16 protein-coding genes are annotated in these 20337 nt (G+C 57.1%); 2 read left to right on the forward strand and 14 right to left on the reverse strand.

The genetic code is table 11. The features are described from left to right. Positions 1-337: 337 nt before the first annotated feature. The 14 genes from CJU81_RS08990 to CJU81_RS09055 form a co-directional block, all read right to left on the reverse strand. Positions 338-3982 (reverse strand): tubulin-like doman-containing protein, encoded by a 3645-nt coding sequence (locus CJU81_RS08990; RefSeq protein ID WP_176464816.1) that lies wholly within the window; start codon positions 3980-3982, stop codon positions 338-340. A gap of 104 nt (positions 3983-4086) precedes the next feature. Continuing rightward, positions 4087-4497 carry a hypothetical protein gene (locus CJU81_RS08995; protein WP_095036303.1) on the reverse strand — a complete coding sequence of 137 codons (411 nt, stop codon included), beginning with the start codon at positions 4495-4497 and terminating at the stop codon, positions 4087-4089. A 30-nt stretch (positions 4498-4527) separates the two neighbouring features. Continuing rightward, positions 4528-6003 (reverse strand): hypothetical protein, encoded by a 1476-nt coding sequence (locus CJU81_RS09000; protein ID WP_095036304.1) that lies wholly within the window; start codon positions 6001-6003, stop codon positions 4528-4530. Next, entirely contained in the window at positions 5991-7457 is a 1467-nt protein-coding gene (locus CJU81_RS09005; protein ID WP_095036305.1) for a hypothetical protein, read from the reverse strand. The genes CJU81_RS09000 and CJU81_RS09005 overlap by 13 nt, the downstream gene beginning before the upstream one ends. A gap of 197 nt (positions 7458-7654) precedes the next feature. Beyond that, positions 7655-9616: a DUF7844 domain-containing protein gene (locus CJU81_RS09010; RefSeq protein WP_095036306.1), complete on the reverse strand. Its 1962-nt coding sequence runs from the start codon at positions 9614-9616 to the stop codon at positions 7655-7657. Continuing rightward, positions 9613-9933: a DUF2388 domain-containing protein gene (locus CJU81_RS09015; RefSeq protein WP_095031305.1), complete on the reverse strand. Its 321-nt coding sequence runs from the start codon at positions 9931-9933 to the stop codon at positions 9613-9615. The genes CJU81_RS09010 and CJU81_RS09015 overlap by 4 nt, the downstream gene beginning before the upstream one ends. Before the next feature lie 26 nt (positions 9934-9959). Continuing rightward, positions 9960-10253, reverse strand: a complete 294-nt coding sequence (locus CJU81_RS09020) for a DUF2388 domain-containing protein (RefSeq protein ID WP_095036307.1) — start codon at positions 10251-10253, stop codon at positions 9960-9962. A 204-nt stretch (positions 10254-10457) separates the two neighbouring features. After that, the gene (locus tag CJU81_RS09025; RefSeq protein ID WP_016782953.1) at positions 10458-10775 is read right to left on the reverse strand and encodes a DUF2388 domain-containing protein; all 318 of its coding nucleotides are present in this window, start codon (positions 10773-10775) and stop codon (positions 10458-10460) included. Between the two features lie 301 nt (positions 10776-11076). Further along, on the reverse strand, positions 11077-11292 hold the full coding sequence (locus CJU81_RS09030; RefSeq protein WP_095031303.1) for a DUF1127 domain-containing protein: 216 nt from the start codon (positions 11290-11292) through the stop codon (positions 11077-11079). Positions 11293-11610: 318 nt separating this feature from the next. Further along, entirely contained in the window at positions 11611-13101 is a 1491-nt protein-coding gene (locus CJU81_RS09035; RefSeq protein WP_095036308.1) for an acetyl-CoA hydrolase/transferase family protein, read from the reverse strand. A 181-nt stretch (positions 13102-13282) separates the two neighbouring features. Next, a complete protein-coding gene (locus CJU81_RS09040; RefSeq protein WP_095036309.1) occupies positions 13283-14719 on the reverse strand; it encodes an NAD(P)(+) transhydrogenase (Re/Si-specific) subunit beta in 1437 nt (478 codons plus the stop codon). Continuing rightward, a complete protein-coding gene (locus CJU81_RS09045) occupies positions 14716-15039 on the reverse strand; it encodes an NAD(P) transhydrogenase subunit alpha (RefSeq protein ID WP_019826992.1) in 324 nt (107 codons plus the stop codon). The genes CJU81_RS09040 and CJU81_RS09045 overlap by 4 nt, the downstream gene beginning before the upstream one ends. Positions 15040-15050: 11 nt before the next feature. After that, a complete protein-coding gene (locus CJU81_RS09050) occupies positions 15051-16172 on the reverse strand; it encodes a Re/Si-specific NAD(P)(+) transhydrogenase subunit alpha (RefSeq protein ID WP_095036310.1) in 1122 nt (373 codons plus the stop codon). Positions 16173-16608: 436 nt separating this feature from the next. Then, complete coding sequence (locus CJU81_RS09055; RefSeq protein WP_095036311.1) at positions 16609-17505, reverse strand: LysR family transcriptional regulator; 897 nt, start codon at positions 17503-17505, stop codon at positions 16609-16611. Positions 17506-17663: 158 nt separating this feature from the next. Here CJU81_RS09055 and CJU81_RS09060 point away from each other — a divergent pair, with 158 nt between their 5' ends. Both CJU81_RS09060 and CJU81_RS09065 read left to right on the forward strand, forming a co-directional pair. Beyond that, positions 17664-18845 carry an acyl-CoA dehydrogenase gene (locus CJU81_RS09060; protein WP_095036312.1) on the forward strand — a complete coding sequence of 394 codons (1182 nt, stop codon included), beginning with the start codon at positions 17664-17666 and terminating at the stop codon, positions 18843-18845. A 14-nt stretch (positions 18846-18859) separates the two neighbouring features. Beyond that, on the forward strand, positions 18860-20080 hold the full coding sequence (locus tag CJU81_RS09065) for a CaiB/BaiF CoA transferase family protein (protein ID WP_095036313.1): 1221 nt from the start codon (positions 18860-18862) through the stop codon (positions 20078-20080). Positions 20081-20337 lie beyond the last annotated feature (257 nt).

The following is a 20337-nucleotide window of genomic DNA, read 5'->3' on the forward strand; positions in this document are numbered from 1 at the left end:
GGTTTTCTGTTGGTGGGCGCTGGTGTTGCTGCAGGCGGCGCAGGTGGGGGAGTCGCCGGACCTGGTTCAGGTGTTGGCGCTGCAGCAGGTATGTCCCGGGGTGGTTGAGCACTGGCAGGTGTGACGGTTACTTTGGGTGCAGGCGCGGCTGGCCGTGTCTTGGGTTCAGGTGCCGGCACCGGGGTAACCGCTGCGGGCGCCTGCTGTAGCGAGACGCCGCAGAACGGGCAGTATTTAACTGGGCCGCAGAGCCCCTGACCGCAGGCGCTGTTGGCGCATGAGGTCGGGAATGCAGAGGCTTTGGCTGACGATGCGGACATAGTCTTCTCGTGTGCGCTCAAGGTGCCGGCGGTGGAGCCGGGGCTGTCAGGGGAGGGCCACCCACGGCAGGCGCAAACAGATGCGCCAGTTCCATGATTTGCCCGGCCGTCAGCCAGGCGGCCATGCCTTCACGCCACAGCAAGCTGTCGCGGGTGATTTGCCCGGACTGCACGTATTGCTGCAGTTGCTGGGTGTTGTAAGGGCCGTAATTGGTCCCGCTGACACTCAGGTGGTAGCTGTGTTGTGGTGCGGCGAACGGTGGTGGTGCGCCGTTACCTGCTGCCGGCGGTGGTGGAGCCATGCCTGCTGCCGGTGCTGCACTGGCCTGGTTGAACAGGTTTTCCAACCAGCCTTCGTTGAAGAAATATTTGTTTACTGCGATTTTTTCGCCGTGATCGGCTTCCACTTCATCGTGGTACACATCGGCTTTTGAACCTTCAATCCGCTGGCCCCACTGCTCCATAAAAGCTTCAGCGCGTTCTTTGAGCTTTTGCGCTTCAATCGGTGCCTGACGGTTAAGTCGGTCTAGATATTCGGTCTTCAGCATTTCTGCGATTTTGCAGGGGAATGCTTCAAAGTTGTGGGATCTGCCTTTTTCGTTCGTGCGCTTTTGCGCCTTGTAGGTGTGGGTATTCATATGTTCGAACACTATTGCGAGCGCGGCTACTTGCGCTGCATTCAGGCGCAAGGACTTTTCTGTTACTTGCTTCGCGATATCGTTGCGATGAATGTCGCTGAAGCCATCTTGGCGAATCGAGAACTCATCACCAATGGTGAAGTTGTCCTTGGCGATCATGAACTCATACAAGCCGTTTTTCAGTCGTTTAAGGACGCCCAAGGCAATGGCGTGCAGGTAGAGTTTGAAATCTTCAGCGAACTGGCGGTATTGCTCCTGATTGAACTGGATGGGTTGTACGAATTGACTGCTGCGTTTGTGCAAATGCAGCGGAATGGTTTCGCTTTCCTTGCGATAGCTTGGCAGGTAAGTCGAAAGTGGCATTAGCGCAGGGATCGGGAAGCCACTCAATTCGGTATAACAAATCAGTTTGCCGGGCATACCAGATTCAACAAACTGAATTTTTCCTACTGTCATGCCAGTGCCTTGCGGCAAACATTCGGCGATCTGGGCACCATAGAGGCGGCCGAACTCAGTAGCGTTGTGTACACCAATCAGGCAGGTGTAAAGGTCTTTGTGAATATCGAAATCGCCATTGAAGTTCAGCGGCACCCACGGCATGGCGCGTTGCAATAACATACGAAATTTGTCTCGCCGATCATCGGGTGGTAATGCGGCTAAGGCGGTCATCAAAGGGTCAACATCTGATTGATTTCTAGGCAACTGATGCACCGCTTTGTTACGCAGTTTTTGCAATAGCTCTTCTTGGCCCTCTTTGTTCTGTAGCTTGCCAAACAGGGTTTTCGAGCCTCCGAAGTCTTTGAACGCATCTTTGGCCCACTCGCGTACTTGCTGGCTGTCGACGGGCTGACTATTTTCGTTTTGCACCAGTTTCAACGGGATCAGCGTGGCATGTTGAGTCTCAAGGCCTGCATTGATCTTGGCGATGTTGGTGTCGATACGATGAAGTAGGTTGCCCACCGCATTGCGGCCGTCCTGCAGGCGCCCGACAAAACCATTCCATACGGGACGGCCGTTATTGTCCACCGGTCCCTTGCGACCAAGCCAGTCAGAAATCTCACGTAGTAGCTGCGCTGCTTCGCGAGCGGCAACCGAGCGGACGTAGAACAGCAAGCTGTCACGCAGGGTATCTTTGACCTGGTTAATTACTGTGTCGGCTTGTTTATCTTTGCCGCTGAGCCGGGCCATCAGGCCTTTTCCGGTAGTTTCTTTCAGGCGTTCAAACTCTCGCGCCAGCTCTGATGATTCGAGTTTTTCCGACAGTTCTTTAAAGCGCCCGGCATTTTTTTCCAGCGCGGGGATAATGCCGTTATCGTTTTCAAGGCGGTCTTTGATCATTTCGACCAGCGCCAGGGTGTAATCCAGGCCACCCCGCTCGTCATCGTCCAGACGGCGGAACAGCTGCTCTGGCAAACTATCCTCACGCGTCCATTGGGCAAAGCGTTTCTGCCGGTTTTCCTGGATGCGCACCTCATGGTTGCGCTCGGCGCTGTCGATGGAGCTGCCTTTGGTATCCCGTTCCAGCTGCTGTTGAATCTCACGAACCAATGTCAGCCATTGGTCCTTATCAGCACCGCCATTTTGCAGACGCTCGAACAAGGCTTCGACTTTCTGCTCGATTTGCGCAATGACGCTGTTGCCACCTTCGACCTGAAGCAGGTCATCGGCAATCTGATAGTGTGTGAACTCGCCGGTGGCTTGGGTCAATTCTACTCGGGACAGAAACTCGGGGAGGTCCGTGAAGGTGCGCGCGGTGATGGTGAGTTGTTCCTTGAGGAACTCGTCGCGTTCTTTATCTGTAGGGCGATTGCTAACCACTTCGTCATTGGCTACGCCAAAAAAAGCCTTGAGCATGTGTTGCACTTGTTCATTGAGGCGCACGTTCTGGCGGGCATCAATCTGGGTGTCGAGTACTGCCTGACCGACCGAGGAGTAAATGCGAGGAAATTCCAGTTTGTTACTGGCACCGTAGTCCTGAGGCAGACGGACTTCGTATTTGCGGGTCTTGAATTGGTTCTGGTTGACCGACACCGAGCGCTTTTCGTTGGCGAAGTCTTGTGAGGTGAAGTCGGTAAACAAGATGTCTGAAAGCATCTCGTAGACATCCTCCTGGTTTTCGGTTCTGGCTTGCGCGACGTTGCTGTTGTCGAGAATAAAAACATCATCGTAAGGGCGTTTATCGAGAAACAGGTTGTCAGTGGCGTCCCAATATTTAAGCAAGGGATTGCCACGCATGCAGGTCTCCATCTCCATCAAGGCGGCGTAGCCGTTTGCCTGTACACGCTCTGTATTGAAGGCTTGAAAACCTCCAGGCAATACGAGGAACAAATCCACCTTGCCCATTATGTTGTTTTCTTTAAGGATCGCCTTGGCCAGGTAGCCCATGTCCAAGAATGCTCCAGAACCGGTACCTCCGGCTGCCGAACCGGTAATGACGATGCGCAGTTTGCCGGTTTCAATTTCCAGTCCGAGTTTTTTTAGTTTGTCGGCCTGAGCCCCGATGTTGTTTAGCAATCGCCCGACTTTGTCGCGGATCTTGTCGCGGATGGTGGGGTATTTGTCGAAGAAATACAGGCGCGAAAGCGCCCGGATCTGTGCGGCCCCTTTGGATGGATCGATGCCCAATGCTTTGATTTTATCTGGGGTCAGCGGGAACCACTCGGCCACTTCGCGGTGACGATTGAGCTCATCATAGGAGTGGGTGTATTTACTGAGGTGGAGCGGCTCAATGATTTTTTCTTCTGAGGTGAATGCTACTTGCTCAGCCAGTACGTCGGTTTTCACCGATTTGCCATCTTGGGTGACTTCGCCGGTGTCGAGATCGAAGTTGATGAACTGGGCCAATGGGAAGTCCGAGATGTACTGAACCTGATTGTTGCCTCCCCAGATCGCATTAAGAATGCGCCGGCGCAGGCGAATATTGACCTTCATACCGGTGCCGCCAAGGGCGATAAACAAGGTTGGGTAGATTTTTTCGCAGACCGGAGGGGTTGCTGGGCCGGTCAGTTCTTCACTCTTGTCCATCTCAAACTCCATGAGCCCTTGGGGGCAACCGATGCTCTCGGTGTGTTAATCCAGTATTCAGGTCAGGCGGGCCAAAGACAGGTGTCTGCCAACGGCCGATTAGCTCAGCGTTTAGCCGAAAACGTCATCAGCCAAGCCACCAGCGAGATGGCAGCGACACCGCCCAGAGGTGCGATGTACAACGGTGCAAGGAACTGCCCCGAGTTGAGTACGGCAAGCACGGCCATGATGGCGATCATCAACAGGCCCAGAAACAGGAACCAGCCCGAGGCGTTTGCCCGGCTCGGTGCCACACGCTCACGCACGCGCCAATTGGCATAGGCGTTTTTGATCACGAAAAACAGGATGGCCAGTACCACCAGCACGGCGACGCCAATCAGGGCATCGCGGCTGTCGACTTTCTTCGCCCCGAGGTCCAGGCCCAACGGTTGTGGCGCGGCCAGAGTGGTGGTCGTGGGCGACGGCGCAGGGCTTTCGCTTTCGATCGGTGCTGGCAATGTGCTGGTCTGTGCCATGTGTAAAACTTCCTTGCTATGCGTGTGGGGTTACTTGAGTCGTACGGCGGTATCGGGCTGGATATTTTCCAGGCGGGCACCAAACAGGCCGCGCTTGAGGGTCGCGACCCTGTTCTGGTTTGAATCGTATACGGAGGCACTGCTGAAGGGTTTGAGCGGATAAGACTGGGGCACACCTTCGACGATCACGGTCAGGGTCTTTTTGCCTGCAATCAGCAAGGCAGCCAGCAGGGCGCCAATCAAGAGCAGAACAAACAGCCCCAGCAGCATGAGCACCGGGCCGAGCGGGTAGCTGATTTTCAGCACAACCGGCAGACGGGTCTCGGAAGTAGTGGCTTCACCGGACGGGATAAATACGTCAGGCAGGGCGTCGCCGGGGAACAGTTCGTTCATGCGCGCAATAAACCCTTGGGAGATGCGCAGTTGTTGCTCACTGAGGCTGATGTTGATGCTGCCGGCGCGTTGGTAACCACTGGAAAAAATCACATCGCTGGACCATTGCGATGGCAGAGGCGGCAGTTGCAGGCTGATCTTCAGCTCGTCGGAGCGGGCGCCGGGTTCAAGGTCTGTCAGGCGGTCCAGCGATATATTCGAGTTCAGGGCTTCGCCCGGCATGTCCAGGGTCATGCCTATTTTGGCGTCATGAATCTGGTAGGGGTTGAACTGATTTTCGAACTTGCCCAGCAGCACGGCGGTTTTCGGCGAGCTGTCGACATTGATATTGAGGATGACCGTTTGCTGGTCGGGGGCCAGTTCGGCACTCACGTCCTGAGTGTCTTCAACACCGGTGGGAATAAAGCGCACGGCAGCCTGGGTCAAAGGTTTGAGCCGTACCCGGTCATCTTTCAGCAAGCTGGCGAGGGCAGGCTGATTGAGCACTTGCTCAAGTGCGACGCTGGCTTTTTGACCATAGGCCAGAGCGTAGATCATCAACCCGTTGGCTTCGTAGTTGGGACCTTTGACCGGCATTTTCTGCGGGAAAGCGGCAATCCGGGTGATAGCGCCTTCGTTGTGCAACAGTTCGTAGAACTCGCGATTTTTGGCCTGGGTTTCGCTGCTGTTGTTAGGGCTGTTTTTATTGTTGGTGATGATCCAGACAATGCCCTCGCGGCCTTCCAGCCCGGTGGTGATAGAGGCCAGCAGGGCCTCTTTGAAATCGGCGTCGGCATAGGCGCCGCTGGCTTTGCGTTCCAGCTTCAAGCCATTGACGTAGTTGGGCAGTGCGGCGTGGTTGGCCGGGCCGCGGTAGATCCACTCGGGCGACGGGTGCTGACTGTCAGCCTGGTTAAACCCGCCAATCACGACTTCTGCGCTGCCGGCAGCCGTGCTCACCAGTTGGGTGACCATCGGCTTGAATGGCGATGACGGGTCGCTGTAGAACGGCTCCATCCAGCCTGAATTCTGTACCAGGAATACCTGGCGCAGAGGCTCTGCACTGGCCACGCTGCTGGCAAGCACGAAGGATATCAACAGGCAGCGGCGCAGCCAGAAGGTCAAGCATTCCATCGGTAAAGCGCTCCGCATGAGTCGATATACAGCCACATTGCGTTATCAAAAAAGAACCACTGGGCATTCCAGGGTTCGCTGGCGCGAGCGCGGAATACAAATGACTGATCACCGATTTGCTCGAAGCAGTAGTCGACGTCAATAGGCTGGTGGTTATCGAAAAAAGCTTCCAGCGGGCTGGACTGTTTGGCTTTCATTGATAGCAGGCGTTTTTGCCCGCTGAATTCGATAAAGGGGTAAATCACGTCGCGGGTCGTCGGCGTGAAGTTCTCGTCGTACTCTTCCCAAGGGCGTTCGAGCCGCACGTTGTATTTAAAGCTCAAGTGCCCGGTGCTCAGGCGATAGCCTTTGATGGGCATCGGCAGGTCGGTAGCGCCCGGATCCAGTTGCAGGTAATGCTGGCCGTCGGCATCGAAGATCAACTGCCACAGGCCCCTGCCATCCAGAAACGGCGGCCCTTGCTCGGGATGGGCGGTGGCGTTGTTGGGCCATGGATGCCATTGGGCCTTGAGTTCGCTGCCTTGGGTCAGGCTGAGATAGCCGTGTTCACCGATCCACAGCAGGCGCCGGGAGGCTGCGTCGAGAATCGGCGCCGAGAGCCGGGTCATACGCTCATGGTCAGCACCTTCAACCAGGCAACGAGCCCACCCGTAGAGGTTGGCAGGGTTGACGATGCAAACGTGGCCGCTCTTGAGCTGAGGCAAGTAAGACTGGCCTTCCAGTGTGCCAGGGCCGGCCAACGGACTGCCGTCGTCGCGCAAGGTTTGGTAGCGCAGCGTAAGTGGGTCAACGCTGATCAACGTGGCACCGCTGTCACTGGAAAGCAGCAGGTGCTGCGTGCCTTCGTCCTGGTGAAGGCTGACCGACCATGCCCAGTTTTCCAAGCGTGAGCGACCTATGGGCTCGCCTTTTGGCAACAGTTCAAGCCACTTTTGCGAGCCTCTCTGCCACAAGAACAAACTGCCCTCGCGGCTTAGTGCGTACAGGGCTTCGCGATGCCCGCCGAGGTTGGCAGCGAGGAAATTGAGGCCGTTTTTGCGAGGCAACTCAATAATCTGTTTACGACTGTTCAGGTCACCCTGACGGGTATCGAGCAATTGGTCGTACAAGCGCGAGCTGATATCTTCGGCCGAGGACAGTTTGCAGCGCTCATTGATGACGCGAGAGCCACTGCCATCGCCATAAGGCGGCAGCCAGCGGGTAGTCGTTTGATAGGCGACCTTTGGCAGCGGTTTGCCTGTGCTGGGGCAAAATGCGAAAGCTGCAGGCAGGTAGTTACCGGGGGATGAATCGGGCGCGGGTATTGCACCGACCAGATAATCCAGATCCACCAGCTCAGCCGTGGGCTTGATACCAGCAACCTGGTGTAGAGAGAATGTTCCGTCATCCGTTTGCAGCCACTCTTGGTCGCCTAGCGTCCAGACAGAGGTACGGTCGTTTCTGGCTATCTCCATATAATCCTGCCGATACCTGTAAACGGTGCATGCCAGTCCCTGCCAGGGTTATGGCAAGCACTTCACAAATGAGAGGGTGTGACTTGAACGATGGTGTGAGCAGCGGCTTTTATCAATGCTGACTAATGGCGCGGTGCCACTTCCCATCGCGGAATAGTGGCAGAATGATAGGGCTTGTCAACCGAACTTTAGTTCGGTCAGGGCAGCTGCAAACCGCCTGAAGCCTTGTGCAGTGCCCGCAGATGTTCACCGATCAGTTTGACGTTGGCTTCGGTGGCGGCAATTTCGGCCGCACGTGCCGGCTCCAGCAGGCTGCGCACTTCCTTGTCCAGATCAGTGGTCAGGCGCAGTAATTGCTGCTGGCGCTGGCTGCTTTCTGATTCGAGCAATTCCCATTCCTTGGCTTGCGGCAGGCCGTAGCCGCCGTTACCGAGCAATTCTGCCGGACGGCTGAGGAAGCCACTGCTGGCGAGAATCTCTTGCAGGGTTTTGTTGGCTTTGTCCATGCCGCCATCTTTGAGCCCGCGCGCGCCCAGGTACTTTTGTTTGACCTCGTCCTGGGCCAGCAGCAGTTGCCGGCGGAAGCTGGCCTGCTCCAGCAACAACAATGCCGCGCTGGCCCGCAGATCAGCCTGCTCAAGCCACGGGCGGCGCTCGTCTGCATTCAGGGCCAGCCAGTCTTCGACACTGGTTTGCTTGATCGGCAAGCGCGTTTTGAGCACGTCGAACATCGCCTGGTAGCGATCGCGGTAGGAGTCAAAGCGATAACCCAGGCGCAACGCTTCTTTGGGGTCGTCCAGCACGCTGGTATCTGCCAGCCCGCGCGCCTTGAGCACTTCAAGCAGGCCATTGGGCACGATGCTGTCCAGGCCCTTGAGCCGGGCATTGTCGCTGCCGCTGCGCAGCAGCTTGAGGGTTTCAACCGCGCAGTTATTGGAGATGAAATAGTAGTTGCCGTCATAGCTCCAGTGCATTTCGGCGGCGTGTTCTACCACTTCCTCGATTTCAGGACGGCTCAGTTTGAGCGGCACGGAAGCCAGGCTGCGCAGTTCGGTCTTGGTGTACTCGTCGATCACCTGGGCCAGCGGCAATACAAACAGGCGCGACGGGTAAGCACCGGTCAGGCCGTCCCAGCTTGAGAGTTGTACGTCATTGACGAACGCCCGGTAGGACAACACCAAATGCTCTTGAAGGTCGAGTCGGCAATCTGGCCCGCGAGGGCGGCCCGGAGCGCAGATGACCAGGCGCAGCATGCTGTGCCCCCAGCGGCTGGCCCATTCCTGGTTGGCTTCGGCCAGCAGGTAGTCGACGGCGTACACCCTCTCTGGATCGACAGTACCCAGTGGCTGCTTGGCGAAATCGTTGCCGGCATTGAGAAAGGCGAAGCTCTTGGGGCATTCGTCTTTGGCGGCAGGCGCCCATCCGAAGTGTTGCTGGTAGTAGCGATACAGTGCCGGGCGACGGCAGGCGTAGGCCGGGTCGAGGAGGAAGTACTCCATATTGACCGCGACAAACTCCTTGGGGCTGCTGACTTCGTACAGGTCGGGGCTGCGCACGATCTGGTGGTTGTCCTGCTCGCGTTCGCCGCGACGCCCCACGTATTGCTGCCAGCCGGCCAGGTCGAGCAGGCGCGGGTCGTCACTGAGGGTAAACCGGCGTTCGGATTGCCCGCGGCACTGGTCGGGTAAGCCAATCTGGCCGGTGTTGTTGTTTTGTCGGGTGCAACGCCGGATCAGGCTGCGCTCGGCGGCAGGCCAGAGGCGGGCGCGATCGTAGATGTGGGTCAGTTCGTGCAGCACGGTGGCGAGCATTTCCCGGCGCACGGTGCCGTGGGGGCGGTTGGTCTGCAGGGTGGCGGCTGAACCATCGGTCAACCCGGCCAGCAGCTTGCGATTGAGGTCCAGCTCGGATGTCAGGGATGCCTGGCCATAAGCGTTGGCGGGCATGTCATCGCTCCAGCCCACCAGAATTTGCCGGTCCAGTTGCTCGATAAAACGCGGTGGCAGGCTCTGCATGGCTTCGTCGAGCAGGGCTTGGCTGGCCTGTTGTTCGGCCGGGCTCAGGCCCTCGGTCTGGAGCTTCAGATGCAGTGCAGCCTGGGCGCCGCTGGCGATCAGCAGCAAGCCACAAGCAGCTAGCCAGCGTGTTAGCGGCCTCACAGTGCGAGGATGGCTTCGGCGAGTTCCTGGTCGCTGGCATTGCGCGCTTCAGGCACGCGATCGCGCAGTGTGCTGAAGGCTGATTCCAACTGCACACCGCGAATGTCGCCCTGGCTGGCAACGAAAGTGGCGGCGTCGTCGTGAGCTTCACGCACAACTTTGGAGTCGCGGATGGAGGTGGTGGTATCGGACGTGAAGTCGATGGTGCGGCCAAAAGCCCGCACGATGATGTTACTGGTCTGCACGACCGTTTGTGCCTGAGCCACATCGGCCAGCAGCAACAGGCCAAGGGTGGCGACAATTAGAGGGCTACGCATGAAATTTCTCCAGATAAAGCGGGTATTTATTGGACGAGAATTGTCTGTGCCAGTTCAAGGTCACTGGCATTCAATTTTGGCGAGTGTTGGCGCAAATAACGCAGGGCAGACTCCAGCTGTGCGCCTCGCGTCTGGCCATCACTGGCAATAAAGACGGCGGCATCATCCTGGGCGGCACGTATCAGTTTGTGATCAAAAGGCGCGGACGTCACTTTACTGGTGACATAACCACTGAGCACCACATTTTGTGTGGTCAGGTCGAAGGCGTTGGCTGATTGAGTCCAGCAGAGTGCAAGCAGAGCTAATAAGGAAAAACGCATGGGTCTCAAGGCTGTTTGAATGAGCGTCAAGGCTAGCGTAATGGCTGGGGCAGGGCCAGCGCAGGGGTGTTGTTGAAATTTTTTTCATGCCTGCACGGTCTATGTGGGAGCGGGCTTGCTCGCGATTGTATCGGCGCGGTTTACCTGAGAAATCAGGGCGCCTGAATCGCGAGCAAGCCCGCTCTCACAGAGTGCTGACCCCGATCATATCGTCAGGATGGCCTGGGCCAGTTGTGCATCAGTTGCCTGCAGTTGTGGCGCTTGCTGGCGGATGGCCTCGAAGGCGCTTTCCAGTTTCACGCCGCGGATGGCGCCTTCGCTGGCCACGAAACTGGCCGCGTCGTCACGGGCAGCGCGCACGATCTTGTTGTCACGAAACGAGCCGGTGGCGTCGGATGTCAGATCGGTAGTGGCCTTGAGGGTGCCCACAATGCCATCGGTGGTCGCGATGAAGCTTGTGGCGTTGGCGCTTGCAGCAACGGCCAGCAGAGCCGCCGCACTAAGTAGGCGAAGTGTGGACATGGTGAAACTCCTGAACATGAACTTATGAAAGTAGACGGTTATGGGCCGAATAGTAGGCTCAGGCTGGCTTCAGGCAAAGGATGTTTTGTCTGAAGCGCGCGTCCAGATGCTCTGGATCAGGTATTTAATAAACTGTACTTGTAATATTTAAGATAATTTAAAACTGTACCTGTTGCTTGGCAAGAGGGTAAATCCCTACTCCTTAAACGACAAAACCCGTCAGCGGTTATCCGCGACGGGTTCTGTTTTTTCAATTCAGGTTGCTGGCGGTGGACCGGTGGTCAGGGCCAGCGAGCGCTAATCAGCGCCAGAACGGCTTGCTCAGTTCTTCGTAACGCTGTGCTTCGCTAATCCCGGCATCAGCCAGAAGACGCGAGTCCAGGCGAGCCAGTTGATGGCGGCTGGAAATGCGGCGCTGCCACAACATCAGGTTGGCAAGTACGCGCAAAGGCATGGAAGCCTGGGAGTTTACAGTGTTGCTTTCGCTGAACAGTTCGGAACTGAGTGTACGTTCCATGGTGACATCCTTCCGCTTGTGGCGGCATTGGCTAGTGGTTTAACTGATGCCAATGATCCTCCTCTTTGTCCAGCCTCTCTAGATACAGTTCATCTGTATTGCGATGGGCCAGTTAACTGTTTATGCACGCTGTACTGGCACAAATAGGCGCAACTGTACCTGTCTGCACTTAAATAGTGCGAAATTGGTCAAATCGGTAGGGAGAGTGGGTGTTGCAGGCGGGAAATGACCAGTACAGTAGTACAGTTTTTTAAAATACAGTCATAAAAAAGCCGCTGACGAAACAGTGTTTACGTCAGCGGCTGTCTAGCATGCGGGTTACGGCAGCATTTTCCCGGTTTCTTCCAGGTTGATATGCCAGCTCAGTGCTTCGCGCAGGATATGCGGCGTGTGGCCGCCAATCGCGCAGGCCCTGGCGTAATAGTCATTGAGGGCTTCGCGGAAGTCCGGGTGCACACAGTTGTCGATGATCACGCGTGCGCGCTCACGCGGGGCCAGGCCGCGCAGGTCGGCCAGACCCTGTTCGGTCACCAGGATGTCGACGTCGTGTTCGGTGTGGTCAACGTGGCTGACCATGGGCACTACGCTGGAGATCGCGCCGCCCTTGGCAATGGACTTGGTCACGAAGATCGCCAGGTGCGCATTGCGGGCGAAGTCGCCCGAACCACCGATGCCGTTCATCATCCGCGTGCCGCACACGTGAGTGGAGTTGACGTTGCCGTAGATGTCGAATTCCAGCGCGGTGTTGATCCCGATAATGCCCAGGCGACGAACCACTTCAGGGTGGTTGGAGATCTCTTGCGGGCGCAGGACCAGTTTGTCCTTGTAGCGCTCCAGATTGCCGAACACGTCCGAGTTCCGGCGCTCCGATAGGGTGATGGAACTGCCCGAAGCGAAGCTCATCTTGCCTGCGTCGATCAGGTCGAAGGTCGAATCCTGCAGTACTTCGGAGTACATGGTCAGGTCTTCGAACGGCGAGTCGATCAGGCCGCACATCACCGCGTTGGCGATGTTGCCGATACCGGCTTGCAGCGGGCCGAGCTTGTTGGTCATGCGGCCCGCTTCAACTTCGGCTTTAAGGAAGTTGATCAGGTGAAAGGCGATACCGTCGGTTTCGCTGTCCGGCTCGGACACGGTGGATGGCGAGTCCGGCTTGTTGGTGATCACGATGGCGACGATTTTTTCCGCCGGAATCGGGATCGCGGTGCTGCCGATACGGTCATCGACTTTCACCAGCGGGATCGGCGTACGCGTCGGACGGTAGGTCGGGATATAGATGTCGTGCAGACCTTCCAGGTTCGGGTTGTGCGCCAGGTTGATCTCGACGATCACTTGCTTGGCGAAAATCGCGAAGCTGGCGGAGTTGCCCACGGAGGTCGTCGGAACGATATGGCCTTGCTCGGTAATGGCGACTGCTTCAATAACTGCAATGTCCGGCAGCTTGAGCTGGTTGTTGCGCAACTGCTCAACGGTTTCGGACAGATGCTGGTCGATGAACATGACTTCGCCGGCGTTGATCGCCTTGCGCAGGGTGCTGTCCACCTGGAACGGCATGCGACGGGCCAGTACGCCGGCTTCGGTCAATTGCTTGTCGAGGTCGTTGCCCAGGCTCGCGCCGGTCATCAGAGTGATTTTCAGAGGTGACTTTTTGGCCCGCTCAGCCAGGGCCTTGGGGACGGCTTTGGCTTCACCGGCACGGGTAAAACCGCTCATGCCGACGGTCATGCCGTCTTGGATAAGGGCGGCGGCTTCTTCGGCGCTCATGACCTTATCGTGCAGGGAGTTCAGGCGAATACGTTCACGGTACATGGATTGTTATCTCGGGCAACGGAAGCAAGAGGCGCAGTCTATTCATTTTCAGGGCCTTGCGTCCCGCTACCATGGTCGAATGCCAGCGGCCGATTTAGAGCCTTTGGTCGGGTTCCTTGGAAAATGAAAAACCCCGGCCAATACAGCGCCGGGGTTCTCGTTATTGCAGTGGAGCAGGATGTTACTCGACCGCTTTAACCATATCTTCAATAACTTTCTTGGCGTCACCGAAGACCATCATGGTTTTATCCAGATAAAACAGTTCGTTATCCAGCCCTGCATAGCCGCTGGCCATCGACCGTTTGTTCACGATGACGGTTTTGGCTTTATAAGCTTCGAGGATCGGCATGCCGGCAATCGGCGATTTTGGATCGTTCTTGGCCGCCGGGTTGACCACGTCGTTGGCGCCCAGTACGAGCACCACGTCGGCCTGGCCAAACTCGGAGTTGATGTCTTCCATCTCGAACACCTGGTCGTAAGGCACTTCGGCCTCGGCCAGCAATACGTTCATATGGCCAGGCATACGCCCTGCAACCGGGTGAATCGCATACTTCACGGTCACGCCGCGATGGGTCAGCTTTTCAGTCAGTTCTTTGAGGGCGTGTTGTGCCCGGGCAACAGCCAGGCCGTAACCTGGAACGATGATCACGGTATCGGCGTTCATCAACAGGAAGGTGGCATCGTCAGCCGAGCCGGATTTGACCGGACGGGCCTCTTGCGCACCGGCCGGGCCGCCGACGTCGGTTGCACCGCCAAAGCCGCCGAGGATCACGTTGAAGAACGAACGGTTCATCGCCTTGCACATGATGTACGACAGGATCGCACCCGAAGAACCTACCAGCGAACCGGCAATGATCAGCATCGAGTTGTTCAGCGAGAAACCGATACCGGCTGCCGCCCAGCCCGAATAGCTATTAAGCATCGACACCACGACCGGCATGTCGGCGCCGCCAATCGGGATGATGATCAGCACACCCAGCACGAACGCCAGAGCCAGCATCAGTGCGAAGGCATTGAGGTTGCCGGTCAGCATAAAGGTGATACCCAGGGCCAGCGTGGCCAGGCCCAGCACCAGATTGAGTTTATGCTGGCCGCTGAACTGTACCGGTGCCCCCTGGAACAGGCGGAACTTGTACTTGCCCGAGAGTTTGCCGAAAGCGATCACCGAACCGGAGAAGGTGATTGCACCAATTGCCGCGCCCAGGAACAGCTCCAGACGGTTGCCCGCAGGGATGGCGTCGCCCAGGTGTTTGACGATGCCCAGCGATTGCGGCTCAACGACGGCTGCAATGGCAATGAACACGGCTGCGAGGCCGATCATGCTGTGCATGAAGGCGACCAGCTCAGGCATTTTGGTCATTTCGACGCGCTTGGCCATGATCGAACCCGCCGTGCCGCCGACCAGCAGGCCGATTATCACGTAGCCGATACCGGCGGTGGCAATCTCGGCGCCCAGTTTATAGATCAGGCCGACCGTAGTAATGATCGCCAGGCCCATGCCGAGCATACCGAACAGGTTGCCGCGACGGGAGGTGGTGGGGTGCGACAGGCCTTTCAGGGCTTGAATGAAGCAGATTGACGCAACCAGATACAGAACAGTAACCAGGTTCATGCTCATGGCTTGCGCACCTCTTCTTTGGCTTTAGGTGCTTTCTTCTTGAACATTTCCAGCATGCGCCGGGTGACCAAAAATCCACCGAATACGTTTACGGCAGCCAGCGCGACTGCCAAGGTTCCCATGGTTTTACCCAGCGGGGTTACGGTCAGTGCGGCAGCGAGCATGGCGCCCACAATCACGATTGCAGAAATGGCGTTGGTAACGGCCATGAGCGGGGTGTGCAGCGCAGGTGTAACGTTCCAGACCACGTGATAGCCCACATAGATGGCCAGCACGAAAATGATCAGGTTGTAGATACCAGGGGAGATGAACTCTTCCATTCTTATTGTCCTCAGCCGTTTTTGCGCACGACTTGACCGTCGCGGCACATCAGGCACGCGGCGACGATGTCGTCTTCAAGGTTGATCTGGAACTGCCCTTCAGGGGTGAAGACCAGCTTGAGGAAGTCCAGCAGGTTGCGGGCGTAGAGTGCCGAGGCATCCGCAGCAACCAGGGCGGGCAGGTTGGTGTGGCCGACGATGGTGACACCGTGTTCAACCACGACCTGGTCGGCGACGGTCAGGGGGCAGTTGCCGCCTTGTGCTGCCGCCAGGTCGATGACCACCGAGCCCGGCTTCATCTGCGCGACAGTCTCTGCGCTGAGCAGAACCGGGGCTTTACGACCCGGGATCAGGGCTGTGGTAATCACGATGTCAGCCTGCTTGGCGCGCTCATGCACGGCCAGTGCCTGGCGCTGCATCCAGCTGGCAGGCATCGGGCGTGCATAGCCGCCTACGCCAACGGCGCATTCGCGCTCTTCGTCGGTCTCGTAAGGCACGTCGACAAACTTGGCACCCAGCGATTCGATCTGCTCCTTAACTGCAGGTCGCACATCACTGGCTTCGATTACTGCACCCAGGCGCTTGGCGGTGGCAATGGCCTGCAAGCCGGCAACACCGGCACCCAAAATCAGCACGCGAGCGGCTTTGACGGTCCCGGCGGCGGTCATCAGCATCGGCATAAAGCGTGGATAGTGGTGAGCGGCGATCAAGACGGCTTTATAGCCGGCGATATTGGCTTGGGATGACAGCACATCAAGACTTTGCGCACGAGAAGTGCGGGGGGCGGCTTCAAGAGAGAAGGCGGTGATCCCACGCTCGGCCAGTTTGGCAATGGTTTCATTGCTGAACGGGTTGAGCATGCCAATGAGCACGGTGCCGGTTTTGATCAGGGCCAGTTCGCTGTCGCTGGGGGCGACAACCTTGAGAATCAGCTCTGCACCGAAAGCATCTGTAGCGTTGCCAATAGTTGCGCCGGCGGCTTCATAAGCACTGTCGATAACGCTGGCATTTACGCCGGCGCCGCTTTGAACAGTCACTTTATGGCCTTGGCCGATCAGCTTCTTGATGGTTTCCGGGGTTGCAGCAACCCGCGTTTCACCCGTATGGGTCTCGAGAGGAACACCAATGTGCACGTCATATCTCCTGCGTGATCTTTTATAAGAAAGCCAGCGCACTACGGATGGTGCGACTGGGGCGGCCGATCAGCACGATCCCACCAAAGTATGGGTGGGGCGGGGCATTCTGCTGGCAATTTTTTTGCCCTTCAAGGACTTATGGAGGGTGACGAGATTTAAACTACAAGTCATGCAGTGACCGAATGTCGCAATGATAGGCTGCAGGCCCTTAACTACGTGGCTTGCAGTGGATTCATCTGTTTTTTGAGTTTTTTTCACATTTCTTTTGGTTATCCCGGCATAACTTTGAGAAATACCCTGCAGGCCGCGTGGTTACTGGTGTGCGGGTTTGTCCAGTTAGACCAAGGTACAGAGTATTTAAAGGCGACATTTCCTTATATATGTAGTGCTATTTATAGTGTCGCTACATAGTTTGTCTGGACGATGCGGTGCTTCAAATCAGGCTGTAACCCTCGGCCTGCTTGATCAGCCAGTCCCGGAACGCATGCAGTGAGGCTGACTCGATTTTGCGTTCGGGGATCATCAGGTAGTAAGCCTTGGTACTGGACAGGGTGCGATCACTGGCAACCACCAGGCGCTTTTCGGCCAGTTCCCTCTGAATCAGGAAGGGCGGGATCAGGGCGACCCCCATTTCATGCATGGCGGCCTGGGCCAGCATCGAAAAAAGCTCGTAGCGTGGTCCGGTCATGTCGCGGGGGACGTTCATGTCCTGGGCGTTGAACCATTGGCGCCAGGCGTAGGGGCGGGTGGTTTGCTGCAGCAGGGGGAGTTCGGCAATGGCTTGTGGTGTGAGGCTCTGCTGTGCACCCAGCAGTGTCGGGCTGCATACAGGTAAAGGGTTTTCGCCCATCAGTCGGTAGGACGATGTGCCTGACCAGTCTGCATCGCCGAAGTAGATGGCAGCATCGAAGTCTGTATCGGCAAACAGAAAAGGGCGTGTGCGGTTGGTCAGGTTGACCGTGACGTCCGGGTGCTGTTGCTGGAAGCCCTTGAGCCGGGGCAGTAGCCATTGCGTGCCGAAGGTGGGTACCACGGCCAGCTCGATCACGTTGGCGCCTTGTTGGCCCATGACGGACAGCGTGTCCCGCTCTACAGCATCCAGTTGGGTTGCGATACGCCGACTGTAGGAAATACCAGCTTCGGTCAGTTTCACGCCGCGTTTGGAGCGTCGGAACAGTTCTACACTCAGAAAACCTTCCAGGCTGGCTATCTGTCGGCAAATGGCCCCTTGAGTGAGGGAAAGCTCTTGTGCGGCCTTGGTAAAGCTTTCATGTCGCGCAGCCGCTTCGAAGCTGATTAGGGCGGTTGTGCTGGGGATCTTGCGGCGCATATACGGCTTCCTCACTAAATACAGTCAGAAATGGCTTTATTGCGGATCACAGAGTGAGAAATTATCACAAGAAGGTGCCGAATCCTCGTTTGTCCTTCTATATAGAAGGGGCCTAGGATCGGCTCACGACATTTGATCTATTACGCGAGGGTTCTCTCATGGCGGGTAAGGCGAGCTTCAACTGGATTGATCCACTGTTGCTGGATCAGCAGCTCACAGAAGAGGAGCGCATGGTGCGCGACAGCGCCGAGCAATTTGCTCGGGACAAGTTGGCGCCGCGTGTGCTCGAGGCTTTCCGCAATGAGAAGACCGACCCTGCGATATTCCGTGAGATGGGTGAGACCGGTTTGCTGGGTGCGATGATCCCTGAACAGTACGGCGGCAGCGGCCTTAACTACGTCAGCTACGGCCTGATTGCCCGCGAAGTGGAGCGGGTCGACTCGGGCTATCGCTCGATGATGAGTGTGCAGTCATCGCTGGTCATGGTGCCGATCAATGAGTTCGGTACCGAGGCGCAAAAACAGAAGTATCTGCCCAAGCTGGCGTCGGGTGAGTGGATTGGTTGCTTCGGACTGACAGAGCCGAACCACGGCTCCGATCCTGGCGCGATGATTACCCGTGCGCGCACGGTGGATGGCGGCTACAGCCTGACGGGCAGCAAGATGTGGATCACCAACAGCCCTATCGCCGATGTGTTTGTGGTGTGGGCGAAGGACGATGAAGGTGACATTCGTGGCTTTGTTCTGGAAAAAGGCTGGAAAGGCCTGACTACGCCTGCGATTCACGGCAAGGTTGGCTTGCGTGCGTCCATAACCGGCGAAATCGTCATGGACAACGTGTTTGTGCCGCAAGAGAACATCTTCCCTGATGTGCGCGGTTTGAAAGGTCCTTTTACTTGTCTTAATTCGGCTCGTTACGGCATCTCCTGGGGGGCGCTGGGTGCAGCCGAGTTTTGCTGGCACACCGCGCGCCAGTACACCCTGGACCGTCATCAGTTTGGCCGGCCTTTGGCGGCTACCCAATTGATTCAGAAAAAACTGGCTGACATGCAGACCGAGATTACGCTGGCCCTGCAGGGTTGCCTGCGTCTGGGGCGGATGAAAGATGAAGGCACGGCGGCGGTTGAGATCACTTCGATCATGAAGCGCAACTCGTGCGGCAAATCCCTGGATATCGCACGCATGGCTCGCGACATGCTGGGTGGCAACGGAATCTCCGACGAGTTCGGCGTGGCGCGTCATCTGGTCAACCTGGAAGTTGTGAACACCTATGAAGGCACGCATGACGTGCATGCCTTGATCCTTGGGCGTGCGCAGACCGGCCTTCAGGCTTTCTATTAACAGGAGCTCGGCTCATGGGTGCTTTATCGCATTTGCGGGTGTTGGATCTGTCTCGTGTGCTGGCGGGGCCGTGGGCGGGGCAGATTCTGGCGGACCTGGGGGCCGAGGTGATCAAGGTTGAGCGCCCCGGCAATGGTGATGACACCCGGGCCTGGGGGCCGCCCTTCCTTAAAGATGCTTATGGCGAGAGCACAGGGGAGGCTGCTTACTATTTGTCGGCCAACCGCAACAAGCAATCGGTAACTATCGACTTCACCAAGCCGCAGGGGCAGCAGTTGGTGCGTGAGCTGGCTGCCAAGTCCGACATCCTGATCGAGAACTTCAAGGTGGGTGGTCTGGAGGCGTATGGCCTGGACTATGCGTCGCTCAAGGTATTGAACCCGGAACTGATCTATTGCTCGATAACGGGGTTCGGTCAGACCGGTCCTTATGCCAAGCGGGCGGGCTATGATTTTATGGTTCAGGGCCTGGGTGGGCTGATGAGTCTTACCGGGCAGCCTGAAGGTGAGGAGGGTGCGGGGCCGGTAAAGGTTGGCGTGGCGCTGACGGACATACTGACCGGGCTTTACTCGACGGTTGCGATTCTGGCGGCCCTTGCTCACCGTCAGCATGATGGCGGTGGCCAGCACATTGATATGGCGTTGCTGGACGTGCAGGTTGCTTGTCTGGCAAATCAGGCGATGAACTACCTGACCACGGGTGTGGCTCCGCAACGCTTGGGTAATGCTCATCCGAATATCGTTCCTTATCAGGATTTTCCGACGGCAGATGGCGACTTCATCCTTACTGTGGGAAATGACAGCCAGTTTCGCAAGTTTGCTGAAGTGGCAGGGCGACCTGAGTGGGCAGATGATCCGCGCTTTGCTACCAATACGCGGCGTGTGGCAAATCGGTCAGAGCTGGTGCCGCTTATCCGGCAGGCAACGGTGTTCAAGACTACAGCTGAGTGGGTGACTCAACTGGAGGCGGTTGGCGTGCCCTGCGGGCCGATCAATGACTTGGCGCAGGTGTTTGCTGATCCACAGGTTCAGGCTCGAGGATTGGCATTGCAGTTGCCCCATGCGCTGGCGGGGTTGGTGCCGCAAGTGGCGAGTCCTATTCGGTTGTCTGAAACCCCGGTGGAGTACCGTAATGCCCCTCCTTTACTGGGTGAGCATACCCGGCAGGTGCTGGAGCAGGTGTTGGGGTTGAAAGCAGGTGCTGTGGAAGCTTTGCGGCAATCGGGGGTGGTGTAGCTATATAGAGGGGGCGTTAGCCCCCTCTATATAGCTGTGAGACGGGTGTTTTGGGTTAAGTGATAGAGTCGCTCAATTAGTCCTTGACTCAGATTTGTAACTGTCTATAATTCGCCCCACTTCCGGCGCAGTCGAAACGGAAAACTCCTTGAGTTTCAATGAGTTGGATGGTTTTTCGGCAGTGCCAGCTTCAAGTCATCGAAGCAGGAAATGAGGTGTTGACAGCAGCGTGTAACGCTGTAGAATTCGCCTCCCGC

It is taken from the genome of Pseudomonas fragi (assembly GCF_002269505.1).
GTDB lineage: Bacteria > Pseudomonadota > Gammaproteobacteria > Pseudomonadales > Pseudomonadaceae > Aquipseudomonas > Aquipseudomonas fragi_D.

What these genes read in the sequence shown, in the direction of transcription:
- CJU81_RS08995 (WP_095036303.1), bottom strand. Translation starts at nt 4,497, where the DNA reads ATGGCACAGACCAGCACATTGCCAGCACCGATCGAAAGCGAAAGCCCT.
- CJU81_RS09015 (WP_095031305.1), bottom strand. Translation starts at nt 9,933, where the DNA reads ATGCGTAGCCCTCTAATTGTCGCCACCCTTGGCCTGTTGCTGCTGGCC.
- CJU81_RS09000 (WP_095036304.1), bottom strand. Translation starts at nt 6,003, where the DNA reads ATGGAATGCTTGACCTTCTGGCTGCGCCGCTGCCTGTTGATATCCTTC.
- CJU81_RS08990 (WP_176464816.1), bottom strand. Translation starts at nt 3,982, where the DNA reads ATGGACAAGAGTGAAGAACTGACCGGCCCAGCAACCCCTCCGGTCTGC.
- CJU81_RS09055 (WP_095036311.1), bottom strand. Translation starts at nt 17,505, where the DNA reads ATGCGCCGCAAGATCCCCAGCACAACCGCCCTAATCAGCTTCGAAGCG.
- CJU81_RS09020 (WP_095036307.1), bottom strand. Translation starts at nt 10,253, where the DNA reads ATGCGTTTTTCCTTATTAGCTCTGCTTGCACTCTGCTGGACTCAATCA.
- CJU81_RS09005 (WP_095036305.1), bottom strand. Translation starts at nt 7,457, where the DNA reads ATGGAGATAGCCAGAAACGACCGTACCTCTGTCTGGACGCTAGGCGAC.
- CJU81_RS09060 (WP_095036312.1), top strand. Translation starts at nt 17,664, where the DNA reads ATGGCGGGTAAGGCGAGCTTCAACTGGATTGATCCACTGTTGCTGGAT.
- CJU81_RS09045 (WP_019826992.1), bottom strand. Translation starts at nt 15,039, where the DNA reads ATGGAAGAGTTCATCTCCCCTGGTATCTACAACCTGATCATTTTCGTG.
- CJU81_RS09025 (WP_016782953.1), bottom strand. Translation starts at nt 10,775, where the DNA reads ATGTCCACACTTCGCCTACTTAGTGCGGCGGCTCTGCTGGCCGTTGCT.
- CJU81_RS09040 (WP_095036309.1), bottom strand. Translation starts at nt 14,719, where the DNA reads ATGAGCATGAACCTGGTTACTGTTCTGTATCTGGTTGCGTCAATCTGC.
- CJU81_RS09065 (WP_095036313.1), top strand. Translation starts at nt 18,860, where the DNA reads ATGGGTGCTTTATCGCATTTGCGGGTGTTGGATCTGTCTCGTGTGCTG.
- CJU81_RS09030 (WP_095031303.1), bottom strand. Translation starts at nt 11,292, where the DNA reads ATGGAACGTACACTCAGTTCCGAACTGTTCAGCGAAAGCAACACTGTA.
- CJU81_RS09035 (WP_095036308.1), bottom strand. Translation starts at nt 13,101, where the DNA reads ATGTACCGTGAACGTATTCGCCTGAACTCCCTGCACGATAAGGTCATG.